Origin of the sequence: Caulobacter sp. 1776, assembly GCF_040545685.1 — a bacterium.
Lineage (GTDB): Bacteria > Pseudomonadota > Alphaproteobacteria > Caulobacterales > Caulobacteraceae > Caulobacter.
Genome location: NZ_JBEPMI010000008.1, coordinates 342,615 through 365,993, shown reverse-complemented (window position 1 = coordinate 365,993; position 23,379 = coordinate 342,615). Strand labels below are relative to the sequence as shown.

Sequence of the window (23,379 nt, the reverse complement as noted above, 5' to 3'; positions counted from 1 at the left end):
TCAGTTAGCCCCCGTGTGTTGTTCAAGGAAATCGACGGAGCGCGCCAGAGCACGCTTGGCGACGGGATTGGTCTCCACGCCTAGGAGCGTTCGGAGTTCCGGCAGGAAGCCCACGCCCTTGAGCGCGATCATCTCCCGAACCACCTGGGAACGGACAAAGAAACTCGGGTGGCGCAGGTTCGCCGAAAGCGCGGCTTCGCGGTCTTGGACGCCCATCTGGCGCAGGGCCGAGGACAGGATCAGCATGCGCGCGTCGCGCCGATGGACCGGCGCCACCTCCCGAACTGCGCCCGTCTCCGTGTCCACGGCGACAGTGCAGGGCAGGGTGTCGGTTGTCACCGTGAAGTTGATGATGCACAGCGCGTCGGAGAAGCTGGCCAATTGATAGGACTGGCGTCGGCCGTCGATCTTGAACGGCGACGACGCTGCGGTCGCCGTGAACGACGTGGCCTTCCTGACGGGAATGATCCCGGAAAGCTCACTATCCTCGGTCAGCTCATCGCATTCCCAGACGTCCAGCTCGGCCGAGCCGGCCAGGATCGCCGTTACCGTGTCACCGCCGGAAAACTGCACGACGCGGGACGGCGTCAGATCGAGGCTTTCAGCTTCACGCCTGTATGCTCGGGCGTGGAGCGTCTCGACCGTCACCCGCAGCAGCGGGTTATAGTACAGGATGAAACCGCTCTTGGGGCGTAGGCCATCGCTGGCGATGGTCGTGGTGCCGCCAGGGGAAAGGCCCAATTCGTCCTCGACGATGCGGTCCATCCAGTGCGCGAGCCGCGCCTTGACCCAGCTCAGATCGGCGATGATCGGTTCGATGATCTCCAGAACATCGAGCCTTCCGGTCGCGTGTTTAAGCTTTTCATTGAGATATTGAACCTGCGGCGAACCGACGAATTCGTGTGCCAGGGCGGCTCGGCCAGCCGTGGCGGTCCTGGCTTCGGCCAGAGTAATGACTTGCCGCATAATTCCCCCGATTAAGTACTGCCAAGGCCTAGCCAGGCGCCTGGCTAGGCCCCCGGGCCGTTTAGAGCACGAAAATCACAACGAAGACGGCGTCCGCGATCGCGATAAGGTCGAGAACTCGACCCTTGCAGCCCCCATCGGCGATGCCGATGTTCACATCGAGATCTGGTATTTCGTCGATCGAGAATGTAGCTTGATTAGCCATTACTCACCCCAATGTTTCGAATTGCTCGGGAATCGAGCCTCACTACCAAACATTGTCTCCAGGGAAATGCAACTAGAAATCGATTTATTATGAAAACAATTTTAAGTCGAGCACATTGCGCGCAATTGGTCGTGTGCCGAGCCGCTTGGCTGGAACAATCAGGTCCACACAAAAAGTGGGAAGGTGTCGGAGCCTAGGAAAGACTTCGCGCGATGCCCGAAAGCGGCGGCCTTCGATCGGGGCTACTGTCTTGGTCTTCACGCGTCTCGCGATCATCCGCCCGGATGCGGCGAGCCTTGAGGCTGGCGACGAAATTTCGCCATCCTGGCAACAACCTCGCCACCACGACGGCCGCGACCAGCACATCGATCAGACCAACGATGTCGATCGCCAGGACAACCGCCAGCTGAGGAACCGCGAGCTTGATGAAAACTTCGCCGAGCGCCAAGGCGATGGCGATCGTGAGCGCATGGCGCCAAGTAAATCGATTGAGAAACCGCGCTGGGGCGTCGACCAGCATGCGCCACAGATAACCCCCGGGACGTTGCGTCACGAGCGCGATGATACCGATTCCAGCAGCCGCGAAATACAACATCTACGCCCCCGCGATACCACCATCGATAGTATGGGGTCGGAATTCTCGCAATAGGAAAATGGGCGGGCGAGCCCCGGTTTTTGGGTGCGCGATTTCAGGGTGAGCCGCCGGGCGGGGCGAGCCACTGCCGAGGGGGTCTCACGCTCGGTGGGCTCGCCCTTGCGCGCGCGGCCCTGACCCGCCAACGGCAGCTCGTGGCGCAGGGCGACCTGCTGAGGACGCTTAATTTTCACCATCCAATATGAGCATCCACAGGGCTGAAAATCGGCATGGACAATCTAGGTCAATTGTCCTAGAGCGGTCGCGGAATGGAATTTCAGATGTCAGCCGCAGACACGCGAGGGCAGATCGTCGAAGCCGCGGACCGTCTCTTTTACGAGCGCGGCTTCGAGGCCACGTCGTTCGGCGATATCTCCTCGGTAACAGGCCTCTCAAGAGGAAACTTCTATTATCACTTCAAGACCAAGGACGAGATTCTCGAAGCGGTCATCGAGCGCCGTCTGGTCGACAGGTCGGCGATGATCCGCGCCTGGGAAGGCGGTCAGCCCGCCGATCGCATCAGTCGGTTCATCGAGATCCTTCTCGTCAACCAGACGAAGATCATGGCGTACGGGTGCCCAATCGGAACGCTTTGCGTCGAACTTTCCAGGCTCGGTCACGCTGCCGCCCCAGCCAGCGTGGGCCTTTTCGGGCTCTTCCGGGATTGGCTGAGGCGTCAGTTCGAGGCGCTCGGCCGATCCGAGGACGCTGACGCGCTCGCCATGCATGTCCTGATGCGCAGTCAGGGCGTGGCGACGCTGGCCGCCACGTTCAAGGACGAGGACTTCGTCCGCCGGGAGGTCGACGACCTGAAGACCTGGCTCGCCGCTCAGGCGCCCGTCGCCCCGTGAGCTCATGTCCCACAGTTTCAAGGAACGCCGATGTTCGTGATCACCCTGCGCTTCGCCGACAAGAGCCGCGCGCCGTCCCTCATGGAAGGCCACAACGCCTGGATCGGCCAGGGGTTCGAAGACGGGGTGTTCGTGCTGGTCGGGAGCCTTCGCTCGGGCGCGGGCGGCATGATCGTCGCCCGGGGCGGCGATCCGACCGCGCTCGAAAAGCGCGTGCAGGACGATCCGTTCGTTCGCGAGGGCGTCGTGACGGTCGAGATCGAGGAGGTCGCCCCGGGCCGGACGGACGAACGCCTGGCCTTCCTGAAGGGCGTCGCCTAGCGGCTTCGGGTCTAGATTACAAAACTTTCAGTTGTGTCGTGACGCGAAGGGCTCCAGGGCACGCGGCTTTCGGAGGGTGAAGCTATGCGTTTGGTTCTCGTGCTTCTGGCGCTGGTCGTCGCGCCGTCGGGGGCGTTCGCCGCCTCCAACTTCACCCGCCACAACGCGCCCGGTCCGCACGCCGTCGGTCTGCGGGTCGTCGAGCAGTACGATTTCTCGCGCGGCTATCGCGGCGAGACCGACGTCGAGACGGGCAAGCCGAACGCCGGTGAGCGGGCGCGACCGATCCAGACCCTGATCTGGTATCCGGCGGCGAAGGGCTCTGGCCAAGGCCTGACGGTGGGCGACTATGTCAAACTCGGCGTCACGGCCGACGATTTCGAACACCCGGCGGCCGAACGCGCCGCGATGCAGGCCAAGTTCGCCACCGCCGCGGTCGTCACGCTTCCGCCGGAGCGGGCCAAGGCCGAGCTGGCCGCGCCGATGCTGGCCCGCCGCGACGCCGCGCCGGCGTCCGGCAAGTTTCCGGTCGTGATCTATGCGCCGAGCTTCAACGCCGAAGCCTATGAGAACGCCGACCTGTGTGAGTATCTGGCCAGCCAGGGCTATCTGGTCATCGCCAGCCCCAGCTTGGGCCAAGCCTCGCGGGGCATGACCACCGACCTGGAAGGCGTCGAGACCCAGGTGGACGATATCGAATTCCTGATCGGCTACGCCCACGGCCTGCCCCAGGCCGATGTCGGCCGGCTGGCCGTCGCCGGCTACAGCTGGGGCGGTCTGGCCAACGCCATGGCCGCCGCCAAGGACAGCCGGATCCGGGCCCTGGTCACGCTGGACGGTTCGGTGCGCTATTGGCCCAACATCGTCAAGCAGTCCCAATACCTGACTCCCGCGCGGATCACCGCGCCGATGCTGTACATGGCCGCCGCGCCCAAATCGGTCGAGGAGACGGCCGCCGACGTCAACCGGGACCAGAGCTTCCTGGCCAAGATGAAGTACGCCGACCTCTACAAGGTCACCGTATATCCCTATGTCCATGCCAACTTCTCGGTGATGTTCAGCCAGCGGCTGATGCCCGACAGCGGCTATGGCGCCTACGACCAGGGCGAGCTGTCGGTCGCCAACGCCTGGGTGGAGACCTATGTCCGCCGCTTCCTGGACGCCTATCTGAAAGGCGACGCCGCCAGCCGCGCCTTCCTCGAGACGCCGGTCGCCAAGACGGGCGCGCCGCGCCACCTGCTGGCGGTCGACATGACCAAATCCGCGGGCGCGCCGCCGACCCGCGCGGCGTTCGCCGCCGAGCTGAACCGCGTCGGCTTCGACAAGGCGCTCGCGACCTATCAGGGGTTCAAAGCCCGCGACCCGGACTTCGAGATCGCCGAGCCGGAGCTGAACCGTTGGGGCTACCAGCGGCTGGCCGCTGGCGACACCCGCATGGCGGTAGGCGTCCTGAAACTAGCCGCGGACCTGCATCCCGACAGCTGGAACGCCTTCGACAGCCTGGGTGAAGCCTACGCCGCCAACGGCGACAAGGCGCTGGCGATCGCGGCCTATCGTCAATCCTTGGTCCTGAACCCTAAGAACGCCAACGGCGCGGCGCAGTTGAAGGCCCTGGGCGCGGAGCCCTAGTTGATTGTTCGGCCGCGAGCCGGCGCCCGAGGCGATCGGCGCCGGCCAGATCAGCGTTCTTAAGGTCGAGTTCGCGGGGACGCGCCAAGGTCCGATGTTGGCGCGCTCCGGTCTTGTAAGATTTAGGGAAGTCTCGCGGTCAAGTACCCCAGGCTTCCCACCGTGAGGGTAGCGGTTGTCCAGCCCAAACCCCCACCTCCGCCAGATCCCGAGCGACACAGCGGTTCGTGAGATCGTCAGGTCGATGATCAACTCTCGCGGTAATTGTAAATCTTTCTATACATTCTCGCGCCTTAGTTGAAGCTTTACCAATCCAATCGAGGTTGCCTTCCGTAGGGGCAACTTCGAGAACGTTTCGAACCAGACCCGGGGCGAGAGCCTCCGGTGGCGCGAACGACTGACCGCGGCCCTTTGGTTTCAGTTTCGGGACGGTCGGCGCTTTCCGCCCGATCCCAGTAAGGGCGCGTCAATGTCGTACATCAGCAGCGTTCACCGGCCGTCGCGTGCGGGACGGAACCCTGGCCTATGGATCACCGCCTCCGCCTTCGCCCTGGCCGCGGCGTGCATATGGCCCGAGGCGGCGTCGGCGGGGAGCTATACCGCCGGCACGGAGGCGCAGCTGCGCGCGGCCATCACCGCGGCGAACGCCGATGTCGATGCCAACGCGACCATCGACCTGACCGCGGACATCGCGATCACGAGTCCCGCCCTGCTGCCGGCCGCGACCAAGCCGATCACGGTCGGAACCGCGGGCCACGTGCTGAGCGGGGCCGTGTTCAACGACTCCGGCGCGCTGTCGATGAGCGGCGGTGGTACGGTCGGCTTCTCCGGGACCACCAGCAACCTAGGCGGCGACCTCACCGTGACCGGCGCCACGCTGCGGGTCGAGAACGGCGCCAAACTGACGGCTCTCTCCACCACCACCACCCGGATCACCGGCGCGACCTCCGATGTCGTCGTGGACGGCGCGGGCAGCGTGTTGACGACCGGGCCAATCCGCATCGCCGACGCCGCCAGCGGCGTCTCCACGGTGACCGTGAGCAACGGCGGCGTGCTCCACCTGACCGGGGGCGGGGTTTCCAGCAACGTCGGCAGCGGGACCGGCGCGCAGGGCAGCCTCACCGTCACGGGCGTGGGGTCGCGCCTGGACCTTGACGGAGGCCTCGCCGTCGGCATCAGCACGAGCACCACCCGGGGCTTGCTGACCATCGCCAACGGCGCGACCTCGGCTATGGCGGTGCTCCAGGTGGGAAATCTCGCCGCGACGACCTCGACGCCCTCTACCGTGCAGATCACCGACGCCGGTTCGAGTTTGAGCGCGAACACCCGGATCGATTTTTACAAGGGCCAGTTGAATGTCTTGAACGGGGCCAAGGTGACGACGCCGCTGCTGCGACTGGGCTCGGCCGGAACCGCCAACCTGCTGATCTCGGGCGCGGGCTCCAGCGTCACCACGACGGGGGCGGTCACGCTGGGCCAGGCGGGTACCGGCGTGGCGTTCGTGACGCTGGCCGACGGCGGCGCGCTGAACGCCGGCGGCCTGTTCACCCTGGCCAATGCGGCCGGAAGCACCGGCGTGCTCAACATCGGCGGGGCCGAAGGCAACGCGGCGGCGGCGGCCGGCTCGCTCGGGACGGCCAGCCTGGCCTTCGGGCCCGGGACCGGGCGGCTCAACTTCAACCACACCGGCGTGAACTACATCTTCGCCACGCCGGTCAGCGGCGCGGGCGCCATCAACCAGGTGGCGGGCGTCACCCACCTGACCGGGAGCAGTTCGGGCTTCGCCGGAACGACCACCGTCTCGGGCGGGACGCTGCACGTGGACGGGACCCTGGGCGGCGCGACCAGCGCTGTCGCGGTGAACAACGGCGGCGTGCTGGGCGGTTCGGGGACGATCGGCGGCAACGTCGCGGTGACGAACGGCGTGCTGGCGCCGGGCAACAGCCCCGGGACCCTGACGATCGCCGGGAACCTGACCCTGGCGCCGGCCTCGCTGCTGGACTTCGAGTTCGGTCAGTCGAACGTGGTGGGCGGACCGCTGAACGACCTGGTCAAGGTGGGCGGCGCGCTGACGCTGGACGGGACGATCAACGTCACCACCACCGCGGGCGGCGTGTTCGACGCCGGCCTCTATCGGGTGATCGGCTATGGCGGCGCGCTGACCAATAACGGCCTGGCGGTCGGGACCGTCCCCGCCGGGGCGACCGTGAGCGTGCAGACCGCGATCGCCGGCCAGGTCAACCTGATCAACACCGCCGGCTTCACCGTCAACTTCTGGGACGGCGACGGCGCTGGCCGCGCGAACAACAACGCTCTGGACGGCGGCGCGGGCGCGTGGACGGCGGCCAGCACGAACTGGACGATCGAGACCGGCGCGGTGAATGCGGCCTACGTCCCGGACTCCTTCGTGGTCTTCGCCGGGGCGCCAGGCCTGGTGACCGTCAGCAACGGCGCCGGCGCCGTGCGCGTGGGCGGCCTGCAGTTCGCCGTCGGCGGCTACAGCCTGGGCGGCGGGCCTCTGACGCTGACCGGCGCGACGGCCACGGTCCGCGTGGGCGACGGGACCGCCGACGGCGTCGGCTCCACGGCCGCGATCGACGCCGTGCTGAGCGGGACGGCCAAGCTGGCCAAGACCGACCTGGGCACGCTGGTGCTGACGGGCGCCAACACCTATTCGGGGGGAACCCAGGTTTCGGCCGGCCGGCTGCTAGTCAATGGCGTCCAGACGGGCGCGGCGGCCAACATGGTCGGCGCCAACGGAACCCTAGGCGGGACGGGTCGGCTGGGCGGCGCCCTCACGGTCGACGGGACCCTGACGCCGGGCGGCCTGACGGGACCGGGGACCCTGACCATCGACGGCGCCGTCACGCTGAACGCCGGCGCGCGCCTCAACTATCGCCTGGGCCAGGCCGGGACGCCGGGCGGAGCGCTGAACGACCTGCTGGTGGTCAATGGCGGCCTCACCTTGGACGGCACGCTCAACGTCACCCAGTCGAGCGGCGGGACCTATGGCCCCGGGCTCTATCGGCTGATCAACTATACCGGCGCGTTCACCGACAACGGCCTGGCGCTGGGCGCCCTGGCGGGGTCGGGGACGAACACGATCCAGACCGCGATCGCCGGCCAAGTGAACCTGATCAACACCGTACTGCCGCCACCGCCACCGCCGGAATACCCATGCTCCGACGGATCGATAGCGGACGATCCCGCGCTGTGCCCGGTCGCGCCACCGCCTCCACCGCCGCCACCGCCACCGCCTCCACCGCCACCACCGCCGCCTCCGCCACCGCCACCGCCACCACCACCGCCACCGCCGCCACCTCCGCCGCCGACCTTCAACTTCTGGGACGCCGCCGACGGCGGCGCGAACGGAACGGTCAGCGGCGGCGCGGGTATGTGGCGCGCCTCGACGGCCAACTGGACGACCGCCGCAGGCGATCGGAACGGGGCCTTCACCGCCGGGAACTTCGCAATCTTCGCGGCGACGCCAGGCAAGGTGATCGTGGATGAGACCGATGGGGCCATCCACGTCAGCGGTCTGCAATTCGCCGCGAACGGCTACCGCCTGGAGGGCGGCGCCGTGCGGCTGGACGCGGGCGAGGCGGTCATCCGCGTGGGCGACGGTACGAGCGAGGGCGCGGCCTTCGTCGCGACGATCGCCGCGGAACTCACCGGCCCGGGCCAACTCCGCAAGACCGACGCCGGAACCCTGATCCTGACCGGCGCCAACAGCTACGCCGGCGGCACGGTGATCGACGGCGGCGCGCTGCAACTCGGCGACGGCGGCCAAACCGGTGCGCTCGCGGGCGACGTGGTCGACAACGGCGTGCTGGCGTTCAACCGTTCCGACTCGGCGCGATTTGAAGGCGTGATCTCGGGCCAAGGAACCCTTCTGCAGATCGGTTCGGGCGTGACGACCCTGACCGCGGACAGCTCGGCCTTCGCGGGACGGACCAGCGTTCGCGGCGGGACCCTGTCGGTGACCGGGGCCCTGGGCGGAACCGTCACGGTCCTCGCGGGCGGACGGTTGACAGGGACCGGACAGGTGGGCGCCTTGGCCAACCAGGGGATCGTCGCGCCCGGCCTGGGCGTCGGGACGCTGAGCATCGCCGGCGCCTATGCGGGCCAGGGTGGCGTGCTGGAGATGGAGGTCGAACTGGCCGGCGACGCCTCGGCGGCCGATCGGCTGGTGGTGCGGGGCGCGACCTCGGGGACCACGCTGGTCGACCTCAAGCGCCTGGGCGGCCTCGGGGCGGCGACGTCGGACGGGATCCTGCTGGTGCAGGTGGACGGCCCCTCGGACGGCGCATTCGTCCTGGCCGGAGGGGACATCCGGCTGGCCGGCGAAAACGCTCTGGTGGCCGGCGCCTACGCCTATGTGCTGCGTAAGGACGTCGGCGGCGACTGGCGGCTCCGCTCGCGCGTGAGCGACCCGCCCGGCCAGCCGGCCGGGGCCACGCCGGTGACGCTCTACCAGCCGGGCGCGCCGATCTACGAGGCCTATCCGCAGGTCCTCCAAGCGCTGAACGATCTGGGCGCGATGCGTCAGCGCACGGGGGCGCGACAGTGGGCGGGCGAGGCGGGCGTCGGCGTCTGGGGCCGGCAGGAGGGCGGCCACACGCGCTTCGAGCCGACCGTGACAACCACGGGATCCAACCTCTCGATCGACCGCTGGAAGCTGCAGTTCGGGATCGATCTGCCGCTGGCCGCGGACCTGGAGGGCGGGCGGCTGGTCGGCGGTCTGACAGCCCATTACGGCGAGGCTTCGGCCAAGGTGAAGGCGCGATCCGGCGGCGGGGACATCGACACCAAGGGCTATGGCGTCGGCGCGACCTTGACCTGGACGGCGGACAGCGGGCCCTATCTCGACGCCCAGGGCCAGGCGAGCTGGTTCGACAGCGACCTCAGCTCGCGGCTGCTTGGCGAGCGGGCCAAAGGGGCTGACGGCAAGGGCTATGCCGCCTCGATCGAGGCGGGCTGGTCCATCGCCGCGGGCCGGTTCAGCCTCACGCCGCAGGCGCAGCTGACCTACGCCATGGCGGACTTCGACCGCTTCGCCGACTCCTTCGGGGCGGCGGTGTCCTTGGACGAGGCCGACAGCCTTGTCGGGCGCTTGGGCCTGGCGCTGGATCGTACCTGGACGGCGGCGGACGCCGGCGGCGCGGGCCGCGTCTACGGAGTCGTGAACCTCCGCCAGGCGTTCGGCGACGGTTCGCGGGTCGACGTCTCGGGGGCTCGTCTCGCCAGCCGAGGGGAACGGACCTGGGGTGGGCTGGCGGCCGGTGGGACCTACGCCTGGGGCGGCGGACGCTACGCGGTCTACGGCGAGGCCTCGGCCGACACCGCGCTGTCCAGCCCGGGCGACAGCTACGATCTCACGGGAAACGTGGGCTTCCGCGTGCGGTTCTAGACCTCCAATCCGGGCGAAGCCCCCGTTTTGCGGAGCATCCTCGCGGGTCCGATCCGCACCGAGATCAAGGCAATCCACGCCGATTGGTTTTCGCCTTGCAGCAGGTCGCCCACGCCCTGTTGCAAGGCGCGCTACACGTACTGGAGGAGGGATAAAGGTCCGCTATGGGGCGGTATTGGTCTCCAGGCCGCGGCGCTGGGTGGCCGCACCAGCCGATAGGCTCGGAAGGGCGCCACGCCAGGGCCTGGAGGCGACGGCGGGGAAGGACCAATCCTAGCATCGGCGCCCGCGTATCGAACCACGAGCGAGGCGATGGCCGTCGGCTCCGTCGCACGCACCGCGCCAGCGAGGCTGGCCGCTATCGGCATCTCACCCTCCGACGTGCGCGCCACCGGGTCTTGCTCGGATCGCAGCACTATCGGCCTTTCGTCGCCAAGCCGCGAATATCCGAGGTCCACACTTGCCGACCGTACGACGCGAAATCCCGAAGCGGCCACCGAGTAGTCGTCCTGTTCGACCCGACCAATCATCGACGCTCGACCCCGCGGCGTCAGACGGGCCTTCCGATGGATGTGCATCGGGGGCTCTCGGCTCTGGAAGTGGAGCGTCGCAACCCCAGCTTCGTTCAAGCCCGCCGCCGGGTGAACAACCTCCATAGCTTCGACAGCTAGTTGGCCACTGAGTGCAGGAACTCCAGCTTGGCCACGGGCTCCAGCGGGCCGGCGGCCTTGAGCAGCTTGAAGCTGTCGTCGGCGGCCTCGATGGCGTGGTCGATGTCGGCGTCGGTCATGGCCGTGGTCATGAACATGTTGTGCCAGGGGTGGAAATAGACGCCGCGCTTGAGCAGAGCGTTATTCCAGAAGTAGCCCTTGGCCCCGGTCGGATCGTCGTCGACCATGATCAGCGGCAACTGGGCCGGGCCCGTCTGGCGTAGGCCAAAGCCGTGGCGGCCGGCGACCTCGTCCAGACCCGTGCGCAGGCGTTCCCCTAGAGCGACGGTACGCTCCAGATAATCGGTCTCGCGGACCAGCTTCAGGGTGGCCAGCGAGGCGGCCATCGGCGCGGCCGAGAACCAGAACGAGCCGGTGGCGTAGATGGTCGCCGCCGCGAAACGGGCGATGTCGGCGCCCAGGAGAGCCGAAATGGGGTGGCCATTGGCGATCGCCTTGCCCCAGGTCGACAGGTCCGGCTTCACCCCGACCAGGGACCAGCTGCAGTCGCGGGCCAGGCGGAAACCGGCGCGAACGTCGTCGACGATCAGCAGGGCGCCGTGCTCGTCGCAGAGTTCGCGGGCTCGCCGGGCGTATTCCGGGTTGGGTAGTTCCTGGTCGACGAAGGCGTCGTGCTTGATCGGCGAGGCGAAGATCGCCGCCAGGTCCGAGCCGGCCTCGCGCACGGCGGCCTCCAGGCTTTCGACGTCGTTGTACGCGTAGAACACCTGGTTGGCGCGATCGGACGGCGTGGTGCCGTTCTTCAGCGGCGTACACCAGGGCTGGGCCCCGTGATAGGCGCCCTTGGCCAGGACGATGGTCTTCTTCTGGGTGAAGTTGCGGGCGACCATCATCGCCATGGTCGTGGCGTCGGTGCCGTTCTTGCAGAACATCGCCCAGTCGGCGTGCCTGACCTGGGCGGTCAGGGCTTCGGCCAGCTCGACCATCGCCGGGCCGGGGCCGGTCATGGTGTCGCCGCGCTTCATCTGGTCGACATAGGCCTGATCGATGGCGGCGTGGCCATAGCCGAACAGGTTAGGGCCGTAGCCGCATAGGAAGTCGAGATATCGGTTGCCATCGGTGTCCCACAGATAGGCCCCCTCGGCGCGGTCGAAGAACTGCGGATAGTCGTCGGGCAACAGCATGACCGACTGGTGGCCATACATGCCGTTAGGGATCACGGCCATGGCGCGCTCGCGCAGTGCGGCGTCCTTGCTGTTGGTCCAGGTCATGTCTGAGCGCTCCGTCAATAAGATAGTTTTGACTATCATAATGACTGAGGCATAGTGGCTGTCAATGAGCAGGAGGAACGGCATGAAGACCGGCTTGGCATGCATAGGCTTGACGACTCTGGACGTGGTGGCGCGGGCGATCGACGCCTTGCCGCAGGGTGAGGGGACAACCCTGATCGAAGGCATAGCCTGCGCACCGGCAGGGACGGCGGCGGGGGCGGCCCTGGTCGCCGCCAGGCTGGGCATGTCGGTCAAGCTGGCCTCGGCGGTCGGCGACGACCTGATTGGCCGCTTCATCCGTTTGGCGCTGGACGAGGCCGGCGTGGACCTGACGGCGCTGGAGACCCTGCCGGGCCTGCCCAGCTCGACGACCGTGCTGGCGGTGGACTCGGCGGGGCGGCGGCCGAACTTCCACGCCTTGGGCGCGGGCATGCTGGCCGCTGCCACGCCTGCTGCGCTGGAGGCGGCGACCTCCGCGCGCTTTCTGCACTATGCCGGGATCGGCGGGCCCCGAATGGATGGCGGACCGGGAGCGGATCTCGTCAAGGCGGCGCGCGAGGCCGGGACGATCGTGACCTGCGATCTGATCTCGCCCCAGGCCTCGGCGGTGGATGAGCTGAAGCGGCTCTTACCCTATGTGGACTACTTCCTGCCCAGCGCCGCCGAAGCCCAGTTCCTGACCGGCCAGGACGACCTCTTCGCCGCCGCCGATGTGTTCCGCGAGTTGGGCGCCGGCGGCTGCATTATCAAGAACGGCGCACGGGGCTCGATCGTCGTGCTGGACGGCGTGAGAACGACCTTGCCAGCCTACGAGATCAAGCCGGTCGACACGACCAGCTGCGGCGACTCGTACTGCGCTGGCTTCATCGCCGCGCTGGATCGGGGCTGGCCGCCGCTGGACGCCGCCCGCTTCGCCACCGCCACGGCCGCCCTGGTCGCCCAGGGGCTGGCCACCACCGGCAAGCTGGAGAGCTTCGAAGCGACCGAAGCCGCCATGCGCCACATGTCCCTGAACGAGGCTAGCTGATGAACGCAAGCAACGATGAAGGCGCGCTGCGCCAGCGCATGGCCGAGGTCATGCGGGCGATGGACGAGCGCGGCCTCAACCGCGGCACCTCAGGTAATGTCTCGGCCCGCTGCGGCGAGGCGATGCTGGTGACGCCCACCGGCATCCCCGCCGGGCGGTTGATGGCCGAACACATGGTGTTAGTCCAGCCGGATGGTTCGATGGCGCCCGGCTCCCTGAAACCGTCCAGCGAATGGCGGATGCACCAAGGGATCCTGGCGCGCCGGTCCGACGTCGGGGCCGTGGTCCACTGCCACTCGCGCTACGCCACGATCCTGGCCTGCGCGAACAAGCCGATCCCGGCCATGCATTACATGGTCGCCGTGGGCGGCGGAGCGAGCGTGCCGATCGCGCCTTACGCCACCTTCGGGTCGGAAGCCCTGGCCGAGGCCGTGGTTGAGACCTTGGACGGCCGCTACGCCGCCCTGATGGCTAATCATGGTCAAATCGTCGCCGCGCCGAACTTCGACTACGCCCTGGCCATCGCCGAGGAGATCGAGGAGCAGGCGGCGGTCTATTGGGGGACCCTGACAATCGGCGGGCCAACACTGCTGGCCGACGAGGAGATGAACACCATCCTAGATCGCTTCAGGTCCTACGGCCAAAAACGCTAAGCGGGCGGCGCCCCGCCGAAGCGGCGATCCGTCAGAGAAGAAAAAGCCCGGGAGGTCCGCGGAATCTCCCGGGCCTCTGGCTCAATAGTGATACCGCAGGAAGACGCCCAGGCTGCGCGGTCGGTTCATGCTGAGCAGGTCCTCGCCTAGGCTGTCGATGTTGGAGATCGACACGACATAGGTCTTGTCGAACAGGTTCCGCGCGAAGGCGCCGGCCTCGATCTTCTGGTCGGGCGAGCGCCAGCTGACCTGGGCGCCAGCAGTCCACACCGCGTCCTGCGACAGGCGCTCGGCGTTGGAGTTGTCGAAATAGACCTTCGACGAATAGTTGGCGTCGACATTTGCGACGATCGACGCGCCGTTGGGCAGCGGGGCCACATAGGTGGCGGACGTGTTGAACGTCACCTTCGGCGACTGGGGCAGCCAGTTGCCGGTGAAGTCCTGGCCCTCGCTGAAATAGTCGCCGTATTTGGCGTGCAGTAGCGAGACGCCGGCGGTGATCGTCAGGGGCTGGATCGGTCGGGCGGTAATCTCGGCCTCGCCGCCGTAGACCTTGGAGTTGGCGGCGTTGTCCAACACCAGGACGGTCAGGCCGTTGCGTAGCGCCTGGGCGAAGACCTGCTGGTTCTTGTAGTCGTAGTAGAAGCCCGACACGTTCAGCCGCACCCTGCGGTCGAGGAACTCGGACTTCATGCCGACTTCGTAGGCGTCCAGGGTCTCGTTGGCGTAGGGCTCGACTTCTTCCGGCGTGGTGGCCAGGCCGCCGAAGAAGCCGCCGCTCTTATAGCCGCGGTTGTAGGTGGCGTATACATTGGCGCCATCGGTCAGTTCATAGCGCAGGCCCAGCCGTCCGGACCAGGCCGAGAAGGTCTTCTTCTGGTCGGAGGTCAAAAGGACGATCAGGCCGTCCTCGATCTGGCTCTTGTAGTTCATGTGCTTGTCGTCGGCCGACCAGCGCAGGCCGACCGTGCCGGTCAGCTTGTCGGTGAACTTGTAGTCGGCCTGGCCGAAGACCGCGTAGCCCTTGGTCTTCTGGGTGTAGGGCCAGCCGAACACCGCGACGCTGTCGGCCGGGCTGAGGCCAGTGGGGTTGTCGGGAGTGATGAACAGCGGGCGCAGGTCGCGCAGCGTGTCCTGGCGGGTGTTGTCCTGGACGGTTTCGTCCATGAAGTAGCCGCCGATCACCCAGTTCACGCGGCCGGACGGATTGTCGGATTGCAGTCGCAGCTCCTGGGTGAACTGGTGCTGGCGGGACCGGTAGTTGATCTCCAGCATTTGGGCCGGGCTGCCGTCGGTGTTCTCCATGTCGTTGCGGTGAGCCCACTGCCAGGCCGTGACCGAGATCAGCTGCATGCCCTTGAATGACCAGGTCGCCTGGTTGGAGGCCCCGAACAGGTCGACCTTGTCCTTGCCCTCCAGGTTGGCGTCGAGGGCGCGGCTGTTATTGTCGGTGTCGGCATAGCCGAGGAGGTCCGCGCAGGCCCCGCTGGCATAGGCGTTGGGCGCGCACAGGCCGTTCGGACCGGTCGCGGCGGCCGTCGACGGGAAGAGGGCGCGGTGCTGCGGGGCGATGGCGTCGCCCCGGTTCACGTAGCGATTGACCTGGGTCAGCATTTCGAAATTGTCGGTCGGCGTGTAGAGCAGCGACAGGCGGCCGGCCCAGTGGTTGGCGGCGTTGAGATTATTTCCGGTCACCCGGTTGTAGGTGTAGCCATCATCCTTGACCCACTGGCCGGCGGCGCGGAAGGCCAGCTTGTCGGCGATGATCGGACCGCCCACGGCCGCTTCGGCGGTGACGGCGTTGAAGGTGGCGTACTCCACCGAGGCGTCGGCGGTGAAGCTCTGGGTCGGGCGCTTGGTGGTGATGTTGATCGCGCCGCCGTTGGTGTTGCGGCCGTAGAGCGTGCCTTGCGGACCGCGCAGCACCTCGACCTGGGCCAGGTCGTAGAAGCCGGCCATCTGTGCCAGGGGGGAGCCGATATAGACCCCGTCGACATAGACGCCGACGCCGCTGGAGGCGTTGGGGTTGAAATCGCTGAGACCGACGCCCCGAATGTAGATCTTGGGATTGGCGGCCGCGTCGTTGGCGCTGATCCGCATGCCCGGCGCCATGTTGTTCAAGGCCAGGACGTTGTTGACGCCGCGCGCGGCCAGGGTGTCGGCGGTCAGGGCGGTGACCGAGACGGGCACGTCCTGCAGGTTTTCGGAGCGCTTTTGGGCGGTGACGACGATCTCGGCGATCGCCGTACTGTCCTGCGTCGGAGCGGACGTCTGGGCTTGGGCCACGCCAGCCGAAAGCGCCAGCGCGGCGCATCCAGCGAAAAACTTCGCCTTCATTTCCTCACTCCCCATTGTGATCCAGTGCTTCGACCGGTCGGTCCAATGCGATAATAAAAACTATCTCAATGCAAGGGGGCTAGATGCAAGTTCCTAGCGCTTTCACTAATGGCAGGCCGCGCGGGCGCCCCGTTGGGCGGCTCTGGTGGCGCGAAAACGGTCGTCGGGACGCGAGGTGGGGAGGCGCCAGGGGCGCTCAAGGCGCGCGAAAGGATGGGGCGGCCGGAGCCGCCCGCCGGGGGGAATGGGCCCGCGGCGCGGATGCGTCAGGCCTTGGGGCGAGCCACCCAGGCCAAGCCGACGAGCGCCGCCGAAGCAACGAAAAGCGCGGCGCCGTAGCCCAGGACCGGCTGCAAATCCGGGCCGGTGACGAGCAGGCCCGTCAACAGCGGTCCGCCGCTGCCGCCCAGGAGTTGGGCTCCTGCCAGGAGCATTGCCGAGCGTCGCGTCGGATCGACACCGATCAGCAGCGGCAGGAAAAGCGGCAAGCTCATGGTCCACAAGAACCCAAAGGCCAGGATCGCACCGACAAAGAGGTTGTGGCTGGGCGTCAGGCCCATGACCGTCAAGCATGCGATATAGGCCGCGCAGATCAGAGGTAGGGCGATCTGGGGCCGGGCGCGCGGTCCGATCCAGGTAATGAAGGCCGCGCCGGCGATCTGCATGACCAAGGAAAGGGCGACAGCCAGCGAAACGGCCGAGCCGCTTACGCCGTGTTGTGTGGCGATCTGCTCGACAAACACCCAGACGCCGACAATGCCGGCCATCAGGAAGAAGGCGCCGGCTAGGCCCAGAAGTCCCGGCGGGCTCAGGCGCGCATGGCCTTCCTCGGGCGCCGGAAGCTCCGACAGCGCGCGCGGGATGGCCACGACAAAGGCGGCCGACAGCACGCCTAGAAGCGCCAGCAAGGCAAAGCCGGCGCTCGCGCCCAGAGCGGGGGCTGCAAGCGATATGAGGGCGGCCAGCCCGGCCTGGGTTAGGGCTTGAGCGCCCGCAAAAATCGCGGAGAGACGCAAGGCCGACCGGCTGCGTCCGATCACTCCGGCCGCGATCCAGACCAGCGCGCCGCCGGCCGCGCCCGCGAGCCCGCGTAAGGCCACCAGACCAAAGCCCGAGGCCTCCATGCAGGCGAGGTTGCTGGCGACGAAGAGCGCGCAGCCTCCAAGGCCCCAGGCCGTCAGATGCCGATGAGGTGCGACCGCGCCAAGGACGCTGGAAACGATACCCAAGGCCAACATCTCGATCGTGGCGGCCTGAGCCAGCAGGTGAACGTCGAGACGTCCGGCGGTGACGAGCGCGCCAAGGACCAAGGGCTGGACCCCTAGCATCAGCAGCGCCAAACAGCCCAGGCCGAGCGCGGCGGTCAGTGTCAGGAGTTTGTCGGACGTTTGGCTCGGTTCTGGTGCAAGTATCGCGTCCATGGACAGTCCCCCTGCTGTAAGGGCGGGGCGAGCGCTCGCCTCCATCTTCCCACCCATCTCTTCCGCGCGCCCCGTTCCGGCGCGCCACGGCCTGATGGACTGGCCCTGGACGACTGAAAGGTCGACGATAGTATTTGCTACTGCTACACGGTCGGTAGCGCCTGGCAAGCCGTGTTTGACGGCTCACCCGTTCGCCCGTCAAAATGCCGTGTGCTTGGGCGCTACGCAGAACGGCGAAGAAGCCGTAGGTCGAGGAGCCAGGCGGATCCTTCTCAAAGTGCGATGGGCTTGAGCGGCCCTTGCTCTTCCAGAACCTGTTTTTGGCGAGTATGCGCTTGAAAGAGACCGACGGCCTGGAGACGAGATGGTCAAGCAAAGCCCTGAACGCGCCGTGATCACCGCCGCACCTGACCTGGAAACGAAGTCGACCCCCTCGCGTCGCAAGGGCAAGACCACGTTCGAGGCGATCTTGGTCACCGCCGGTGAGCTCTTGGCCGAGGTGGGCTTTGAGCGGCTCACCACCAATCTGGTCTGCGAGCGCGCAGGCCTGACGCCGCCGGCGCTCTACCGCTACTTCCCCAACAAGTACGCCTTGCTGGCCGAGCTGGCCCGACGGCTGATGGATGCCCAGGACGAGGTGTTCCTCGCCTGGCTCGATCGCGGCGATGCGGCGGCCCGGACGCTCGAAGAGGCCGTGACCAAGGGCATCGAACTGCGCACCGAACTTCTTCGGGTCACGCGCAGTCAACCCGGCGGCATGTCGATCTTACGCGCGATCCGCGCCGTGCCCGTGCTGCAGCAGGTGCGGATCGAGTCTCGGGAAAAGGTGGTCGCCCACCAGATGAAGATTCTCGCCGAGCTCTTCCCGCGGGTCAGCGCCGCGCAACTGGAGGCCGCCGTGCGGCTTTCCGAGGAGGTCGGCTACGGCGTCATCGAAATGCTGCTGGAGGATCCCTCGCTCGACGTTGATCGGGTGATCGCCGAGTCGGCCTGGATGAGCGCGCTCTACTACCAGCATCTGGTGCCGCGCTAGCCGCTGCCGAGCCGCGCCCAGATGGGTGTCACAGCCGCCTGTCGTGCGATGGACGCTTATGAGTGTCCTCCTTAAGAATACAAAAAACTAGTAAATGCTACTTAACTGGCTGAGGGCAGCATTATGGCCTGTCCTGGGCCGCCCTCACGCTCTCCTTGCGCCACATTGGAGCCTTTCCTTCGATTTGCCGGTCGCGCAGTTCACTCGATCCGTCGGACATGAAGGTCATTGAAGTAGCTATTACTACTGATAGCGTGTGACGGAGCCATCGGCGCGCAGGCGGCCGGAAGACGAATTCCTGGCGTGCGAAAAGGGAGATGATGATGTCGGGTGAAGCGTTTGCCGACCGCCCCACGACCTTGGACGTCGCGGCGCTGCCCACGCTTGCGGCGTATGGGTACGATGGGGGGAGGGTAGCCTTCCGCCAGTTCTGCAAGCGGGCGTTCGAGCCCGGAGCGCCGCGGTTCCTGCGCAGCGAGAGCGGCGCGCTCGCGGTCTTTCGCCACGCCGATCTTCGGTCCATGGCCGCCAAGCCGGACTTGGCCTCGTTGGCGCCCAACCAGCTCTTTCCCGGCGTCCTGACCGCTGAGTTACCCGACGAAAAGCCGGTCGGCTACGCCATCGCCGACCTGATCAAGAACCAGCTCTTCAGCGCCAACGGGATGCTCAACGCGACTCTTCGACGGGTGCTGCTCGATCAGATCGGCCCCAAGCCGACCGCCGCTCGTGGCGACGCCACCCGCGAGATCGCCCTTAAGGTTTTGGACAGCCTGCCCCTGGGCGTTGACATCGATCTCGTCGAGCAGATCGCCGAACCGCTGATCGGCCTCTATTGGGGGGCGCTGATCGGCATGACCGACGAGGAGGCTTTGAGCGCGGCCGTACAGGCGCGGAAGATGACCCCGATGCTTTTCCTGCAGATGGAGTGGGAGGGAATCTGCGAAGCGGACGCCGCCGCCAAGGCCTATCGAAACTTCCTCGAAACGGCGAGCCAGCGGTCCCTGAGCGCGGGCGGCTGTCCTTTCGTCTCGAACATCGCCCGGGATCTGGCGGCGATCGACTACGCCGACGACCTTGACTACGGCGGTTTCGTCCCGAAGAGCGCGGGCGCCTTCCTGGCGGGCAATCTGTTCGACGGTTTCCACACCGCAGCCCTGGCTATCACCAACACGATCCGCACCCTTTTGGACCATCCCGAGGTCATGACCCAGTTGCGCGCCGAGCCGGAGAAGGCCGCGACCGCCGTGGCCGAGTGTTTGCGACTGGAGGCGCCGGTCATTCATCTCAACCGCATCGTCAGCGCCGACCTTGAATATGACGGCATGATTATCCCCGCCGGCACGCGCGTCCAGATGATGTGGGCGGCCGCCAATCGCGATCCCGCCGCTTTTCCCGATCCGGAGAGGTTCGACCTCGCCAGGCCCCAGCAGGGTGCGACAACCTTCGGTGGCGGCGCCCACATCTGTCCGGGACGCTTCGTGGCCAGCCTAGTGGCCAAGAGCTTGGTGGAGGCGCTGATCGAGCGGAGGATCACGATCCGGGCAGCCGGCGACATCGACGACTGGATCGGCAATCACGCGATGTCCCAGCTTAGGCATCTGCCCGTAATTCTGGAAAAATAGGCAGGCCGACCGGAAAGGCGTCGGCCTGGCTATCCATCCTGGGGCCGATGTCGGATCCGGAGGGTTCGCTGAAGATGACGTATGCGTCATTTAATAGTTGAAACTACCTTAACTGCGTGACACGGTTCTCCAACCGATGGAGATGCCGATGATCGCATATACCGCTCCGGCGGACCTTCACATCACGCCACGCAACGTCGCCTTCGGGCGGGGCCAGTCTCATCCGCGATGGTGGATGAACGGCGATCCCGTCGCGACGGCCTTCTATAACTCCCTGTCCCTGAGCTTTCCGGCGGGCGAGGGTTACTTTGTCCAGAGCGTCCGGCACTATCTGAACGAGCTGCCCGAGCCGCTACGCAGCCAGGTCGCCGACTTCGCCCAGCAAGAGGCCTATCACTCGCGCGAGCACATCGCCTTCAATCGTCAGGTGCATGACGCGGGTTACGAGACCAAGGAGATCGAGTCGCTGAACCGCGAGGACGCCCGTCGCGGCCGCGACCTGGAACCGGAAGTTAACCTGGCGGCCACTGCGGCCCTCGAGCACTTTACCGCGATGTTCGCTCATGCCCTGCTGGCCGACGAGCGCCACCTGGCCGGCGCGCCGGCCGAGGTCCGTCGCCTGTGGCAATGGCATGCGGTGGAGGAGATCGAACACAAGGGCGTGGCGTTCGACACCTTCATGTATGTCACGCGCGATCTATCGCCGTTCAAGCGTTGGCTCTTCCGGGTGATGGTGATGTGGCAGGCGACGAACGACTTCCGCAAGGAACGCACCCGCGACCTTCACCTGCTCCTGCAGCAGGACAATATCGACACGCCCAAGACCTGGCGGAAGCTGGCGGTCTTCCTGTTCTTAAAGCCTGGCATGCTGCGGCAAGTCCTCCTGCCGTACCTGGCCTATTACCTGCCCGGCTTCCATCCCTGGGCTCATGACGACCGCAAGCTCGCCAAAAAGATCGAGCGGTCGCTGAAGCTGGACGAAGCCGCGCTGACCTGATCGCGGCGCGGGCGCTCGGACAGGGAGGCCATGAGGCGCGGTGGGAGCCCGATGGCTCAATCTTCACCTAGTGGGCAGGCGGCCCGTCGAACGTCCGCCCGTTCGCGCGGCTCGACTTGAGGTCGCGCCGGGAGTGGCGCGCAATATGGCCGCTCAAGGCAGACGCTGTTATCTCCACGACGGGTGAGTCGATCCAAAATTGACGCCGGTCCCAACGGCGGAAGGGCGCGGCCGCGTGCTTAGCCCTCCACGAACCGCGGGATCGGCCCGACCTGCGCCGTCTGGTCCGGCAGTTCGACGAACTCTTCGTCGATGAAGCACCAGCCCCAGCCCTCCGGCGGATCATAGCCCTCGATGATCGGGTGCTTGGTCGCGCGGAAATGGGCGGTGGCGTGCTTGGAGGGGCTGTCGTCGCAGCAGCCGACATGGCCGCAGGTCCGGCAGAGGCGCAGGTGCACCCACCAGCCGCCGGTCTTCAGGCACTCCTCGCAGCCCTTGGCGGAAGGCGTGACCATGTGGATGGCGTCGCCGTGCATGCAGCTCATGACTCTAGTCCTTACGCGTCGGCCAGATAGGCGTGGATAGCGGCCACGGCCTGGGCGCCTTCGCCGACCGCGGCGGCCACGCGCTTGACCGAGCCGGCGCGGACGTCGCCGATCGCGAACACGCCCTTGCGGCTGGTCTGCAGCAGCGGATGCCCGGGGGCGAGGTCGGCGCCCGTGCGGACGAAGCCGTGGTTGTCGAGCTCGACATGGCAATGGGTCAGCCAGGCGGTGTTGGGCGCGGCGCCGATGAACAGAAAGAGGTGGCTGATCGCCTGGGTGGTCTCCAGCCCGTCAGGGCCGCGCCAGCGGATCGCCGACAGCTGGCCGCCCTTTCCCTCAGGAGCCTCGCCCTCGAGATCGGTGACTTGGCTTCTGACCACGACCTGGATGTTGGGCGTGCTTTCGATGCGGTCGATCAGGTAGCGCGACATGGTCGCCGCCAGGCTTTCGCCGCGCACGATCATCCAGACCTTCTTGACCTGGCTGGCCAGATAGACCGCCGCTTGACCCGCCGAATTGCCGGCCCCGACCAGCGCGACCTCCTGGCCGGCGCACAGCTTGGCTTCCAGCGGCGAGGCCCAATAGTGGACGCAGGCGCCTTCGAAGCGGTCCAGGTTCTCGACCTCCAGCCGGCGGTAGCGGGCCCCGCTGGCGATGACCACGGTCTTGGCCTGCGCGGTCTCGCCACTGGCCAGGCTGAGGCGATAGCGGTGCGCGCCGTCGTCTTCGCAGATGAGGGACGAGACCTCGTCGGGAATGGCCAGTTCGGCGCCGAACTTCTGAGCCTGGCCGTAGGCGCGGCCCATCAGGGCCATGCCGGTGATCCCGGTGGGAAAGCCCAGATAGTTCTCGATCCGCGCCGAGGCCCCGGCCTGGCCGCCGAACGCGCGGCTGTCGAGAACCAGCACCGACAGGCCTTCGGAGGCCGCATAAACGGCGGTGGCCAGACCCGCCGGACCGGCCCCGACCACGGCCACGTCATAGATCCGGCTGGCGTCGATCGGGCCCACCAGGCCGATGCAGCGGCCCAGCTGATGATTGGTCGGCTGGCGCAGCAGGGCGCCGTCCGGGCACAGGACGATCGGCAGCTCGCTCTCGTCGACCTCGAAGCGCTGGATCAGCACCTTGGCGCAGTCCATCTCGTCGGGATCGAGATGCTGATAGGGATGGCCGTTGCGAGCCAGGAAGCCGGACAGACGGATGACCTCGGCGTCGGCGGCGCGGCCGACGATGATCGGCCCGCCGGCCCCGGTCTCGATCAGGCTGACCCGGCGCAGGATCAGGGCGCGCATGATCCGCTCGCCCAGCTCGGCCTCGGCGACCAGCACGGCGCGCAGGCGTTCGGGCGCGATCAGCAGGGCCTCGACCTCGGTCAGGGCGGTGACGTCGACCAGGGACGGGCGGCCCGACAGCTGGGCGATCTCGCCGATGAACTGGCCGGCGGCGTGCTCGACGATCGGCTGGCTGTCATGGTGGGCGTCGCGGCGGCTGATCGCCACCCGGCCCGCCAGAACCACGAACAGGCCGGGGGAGGGAACACCGGACGTGGCGAGGGCCGCGCCGGCCTCGGCGCGGATGACCTGGCCGAACCGGCGCAGGCGGTCGATCTCGGCCGGCTCCAGCCGGGGGAACATCTGGGCGCGTCGGGTGTCGAAGGTTGTGCCTGCCATGCCCCTAGATTGCGCCAGGATCGCGTCGCGGTCATCCGCCGAACGATGACGGATTTGAACATTTCCGCCGTCGCGTCATCGCTGGCGTCGACTGTACCGCCAGGCGCCCGCGGAGT

17 protein-coding genes are annotated in these 23,379 nt (G+C 67.0%); 9 read left to right on the top strand and 8 right to left on the bottom strand.

The features are described 5' to 3' along the window. The 3 genes from ABIC66_RS22355 to ABIC66_RS22345 form a co-directional block, all read right to left on the bottom strand. Positions 1-966, bottom strand: a complete 966-nt coding sequence (locus ABIC66_RS22355) for a hypothetical protein (RefSeq protein WP_354073256.1) — start codon at positions 964-966, stop codon at positions 1-3. A gap of 61 nt (positions 967-1,027) precedes the next feature. After that, entirely contained in the window at positions 1,028-1,171 is a 144-nt protein-coding gene (locus ABIC66_RS22350) for a hypothetical protein (protein WP_354073254.1), read from the bottom strand. 193 nt (positions 1,172-1,364) lie between these two features. Continuing rightward, positions 1,365-1,766 (bottom strand): hypothetical protein, encoded by a 402-nt coding sequence (locus ABIC66_RS22345; protein ID WP_354073252.1) that lies wholly within the window; start codon positions 1,764-1,766, stop codon positions 1,365-1,367. Between the two features lie 308 nt (positions 1,767-2,074). Here ABIC66_RS22345 and ABIC66_RS22340 point away from each other — a divergent pair, with 308 nt between their 5' ends. The 4 genes from ABIC66_RS22340 (at position 2,075) to ABIC66_RS22325 (ending at position 10,016) form a co-directional block, all read left to right on the top strand. After that, entirely contained in the window at positions 2,075-2,656 is a 582-nt protein-coding gene (locus ABIC66_RS22340) for a TetR/AcrR family transcriptional regulator (RefSeq protein WP_354073250.1), read from the top strand. 30 nt (positions 2,657-2,686) lie between these two features. Beyond that, positions 2,687-2,977 carry a YciI family protein gene (locus ABIC66_RS22335; protein WP_354073248.1) on the top strand — a complete coding sequence of 97 codons (291 nt, stop codon included), beginning with the start codon at positions 2,687-2,689 and terminating at the stop codon, positions 2,975-2,977. 84 nt (positions 2,978-3,061) lie between these two features. Further along, the gene (locus ABIC66_RS22330) at positions 3,062-4,606 is read left to right on the top strand and encodes a dienelactone hydrolase family protein (protein ID WP_354073246.1); all 1,545 of its coding nucleotides are present in this window, start codon (positions 3,062-3,064) and stop codon (positions 4,604-4,606) included. A gap of 469 nt (positions 4,607-5,075) precedes the next feature. After that, entirely contained in the window at positions 5,076-10,016 is a 4,941-nt protein-coding gene (locus ABIC66_RS22325) for an autotransporter outer membrane beta-barrel domain-containing protein (RefSeq protein WP_354073245.1), read from the top strand. Between the two features lie 667 nt (positions 10,017-10,683). Here the strand turns inward: ABIC66_RS22325 and ABIC66_RS22320 are convergent. Further along, complete coding sequence (locus ABIC66_RS22320; RefSeq protein ID WP_354073243.1) at positions 10,684-11,958, bottom strand: aminotransferase class III-fold pyridoxal phosphate-dependent enzyme; 1,275 nt, start codon at positions 11,956-11,958, stop codon at positions 10,684-10,686. A gap of 82 nt (positions 11,959-12,040) precedes the next feature. Between ABIC66_RS22320 and ABIC66_RS22315 the strand changes: the two genes are divergently transcribed. Both ABIC66_RS22315 and ABIC66_RS22310 read left to right on the top strand, forming a co-directional pair. Then, positions 12,041-12,985, top strand: a complete 945-nt coding sequence (locus tag ABIC66_RS22315) for a carbohydrate kinase family protein (protein ID WP_354073241.1) — start codon at positions 12,041-12,043, stop codon at positions 12,983-12,985. Further along, positions 12,985-13,638: a class II aldolase/adducin family protein gene (locus ABIC66_RS22310; RefSeq protein WP_354073240.1), complete on the top strand. Its 654-nt coding sequence runs from the start codon at positions 12,985-12,987 to the stop codon at positions 13,636-13,638. Before ABIC66_RS22315 ends, ABIC66_RS22310 begins: the two co-directional genes overlap by 1 nt. Before the next feature lie 81 nt (positions 13,639-13,719). On the opposite strand, the gene ABIC66_RS22305 is transcribed toward ABIC66_RS22310, so the two are convergent. After that, a complete protein-coding gene (locus ABIC66_RS22305) occupies positions 13,720-15,975 on the bottom strand; it encodes a TonB-dependent receptor (RefSeq protein WP_354073238.1) in 2,256 nt (751 codons plus the stop codon). 266 nt (positions 15,976-16,241) lie between these two features. Beyond that, positions 16,242-17,396, bottom strand: coding sequence for an MFS transporter (locus tag ABIC66_RS22300; protein WP_354073236.1), 1,155 nt, complete (start codon positions 17,394-17,396; stop codon positions 16,242-16,244). Positions 17,397-17,760: 364 nt separating this feature from the next. On the opposite strand from ABIC66_RS22300, the gene ABIC66_RS22295 reads away from it, so the two are divergent. The 3 genes from ABIC66_RS22295 (at position 17,761) to ABIC66_RS22285 (ending at position 21,048) form a co-directional block, all read left to right on the top strand. Continuing rightward, positions 17,761-18,429, top strand: a complete 669-nt coding sequence (locus tag ABIC66_RS22295) for a TetR/AcrR family transcriptional regulator (protein ID WP_354073234.1) — start codon at positions 17,761-17,763, stop codon at positions 18,427-18,429. A gap of 317 nt (positions 18,430-18,746) precedes the next feature. Beyond that, positions 18,747-20,051 (top strand): cytochrome P450, encoded by a 1,305-nt coding sequence (locus ABIC66_RS22290; RefSeq protein WP_354073233.1) that lies wholly within the window; start codon positions 18,747-18,749, stop codon positions 20,049-20,051. A 148-nt stretch (positions 20,052-20,199) separates the two neighbouring features. Beyond that, on the top strand, positions 20,200-21,048 hold the full coding sequence (locus ABIC66_RS22285; RefSeq protein WP_354073231.1) for a metal-dependent hydrolase: 849 nt from the start codon (positions 20,200-20,202) through the stop codon (positions 21,046-21,048). Between the two features lie 239 nt (positions 21,049-21,287). Here the strand turns inward: ABIC66_RS22285 and ABIC66_RS22280 are convergent, their stop codons facing one another. Continuing rightward, a complete protein-coding gene (locus tag ABIC66_RS22280; protein ID WP_354073230.1) occupies positions 21,288-21,593 on the bottom strand; it encodes a UBP-type zinc finger domain-containing protein in 306 nt (101 codons plus the stop codon). A gap of 11 nt (positions 21,594-21,604) precedes the next feature. Then, the gene (locus tag ABIC66_RS22275) at positions 21,605-23,263 is read right to left on the bottom strand and encodes an FAD-dependent oxidoreductase (RefSeq protein WP_354073228.1); all 1,659 of its coding nucleotides are present in this window, start codon (positions 23,261-23,263) and stop codon (positions 21,605-21,607) included. Positions 23,264-23,379: the final 116 nt, after the last annotated feature.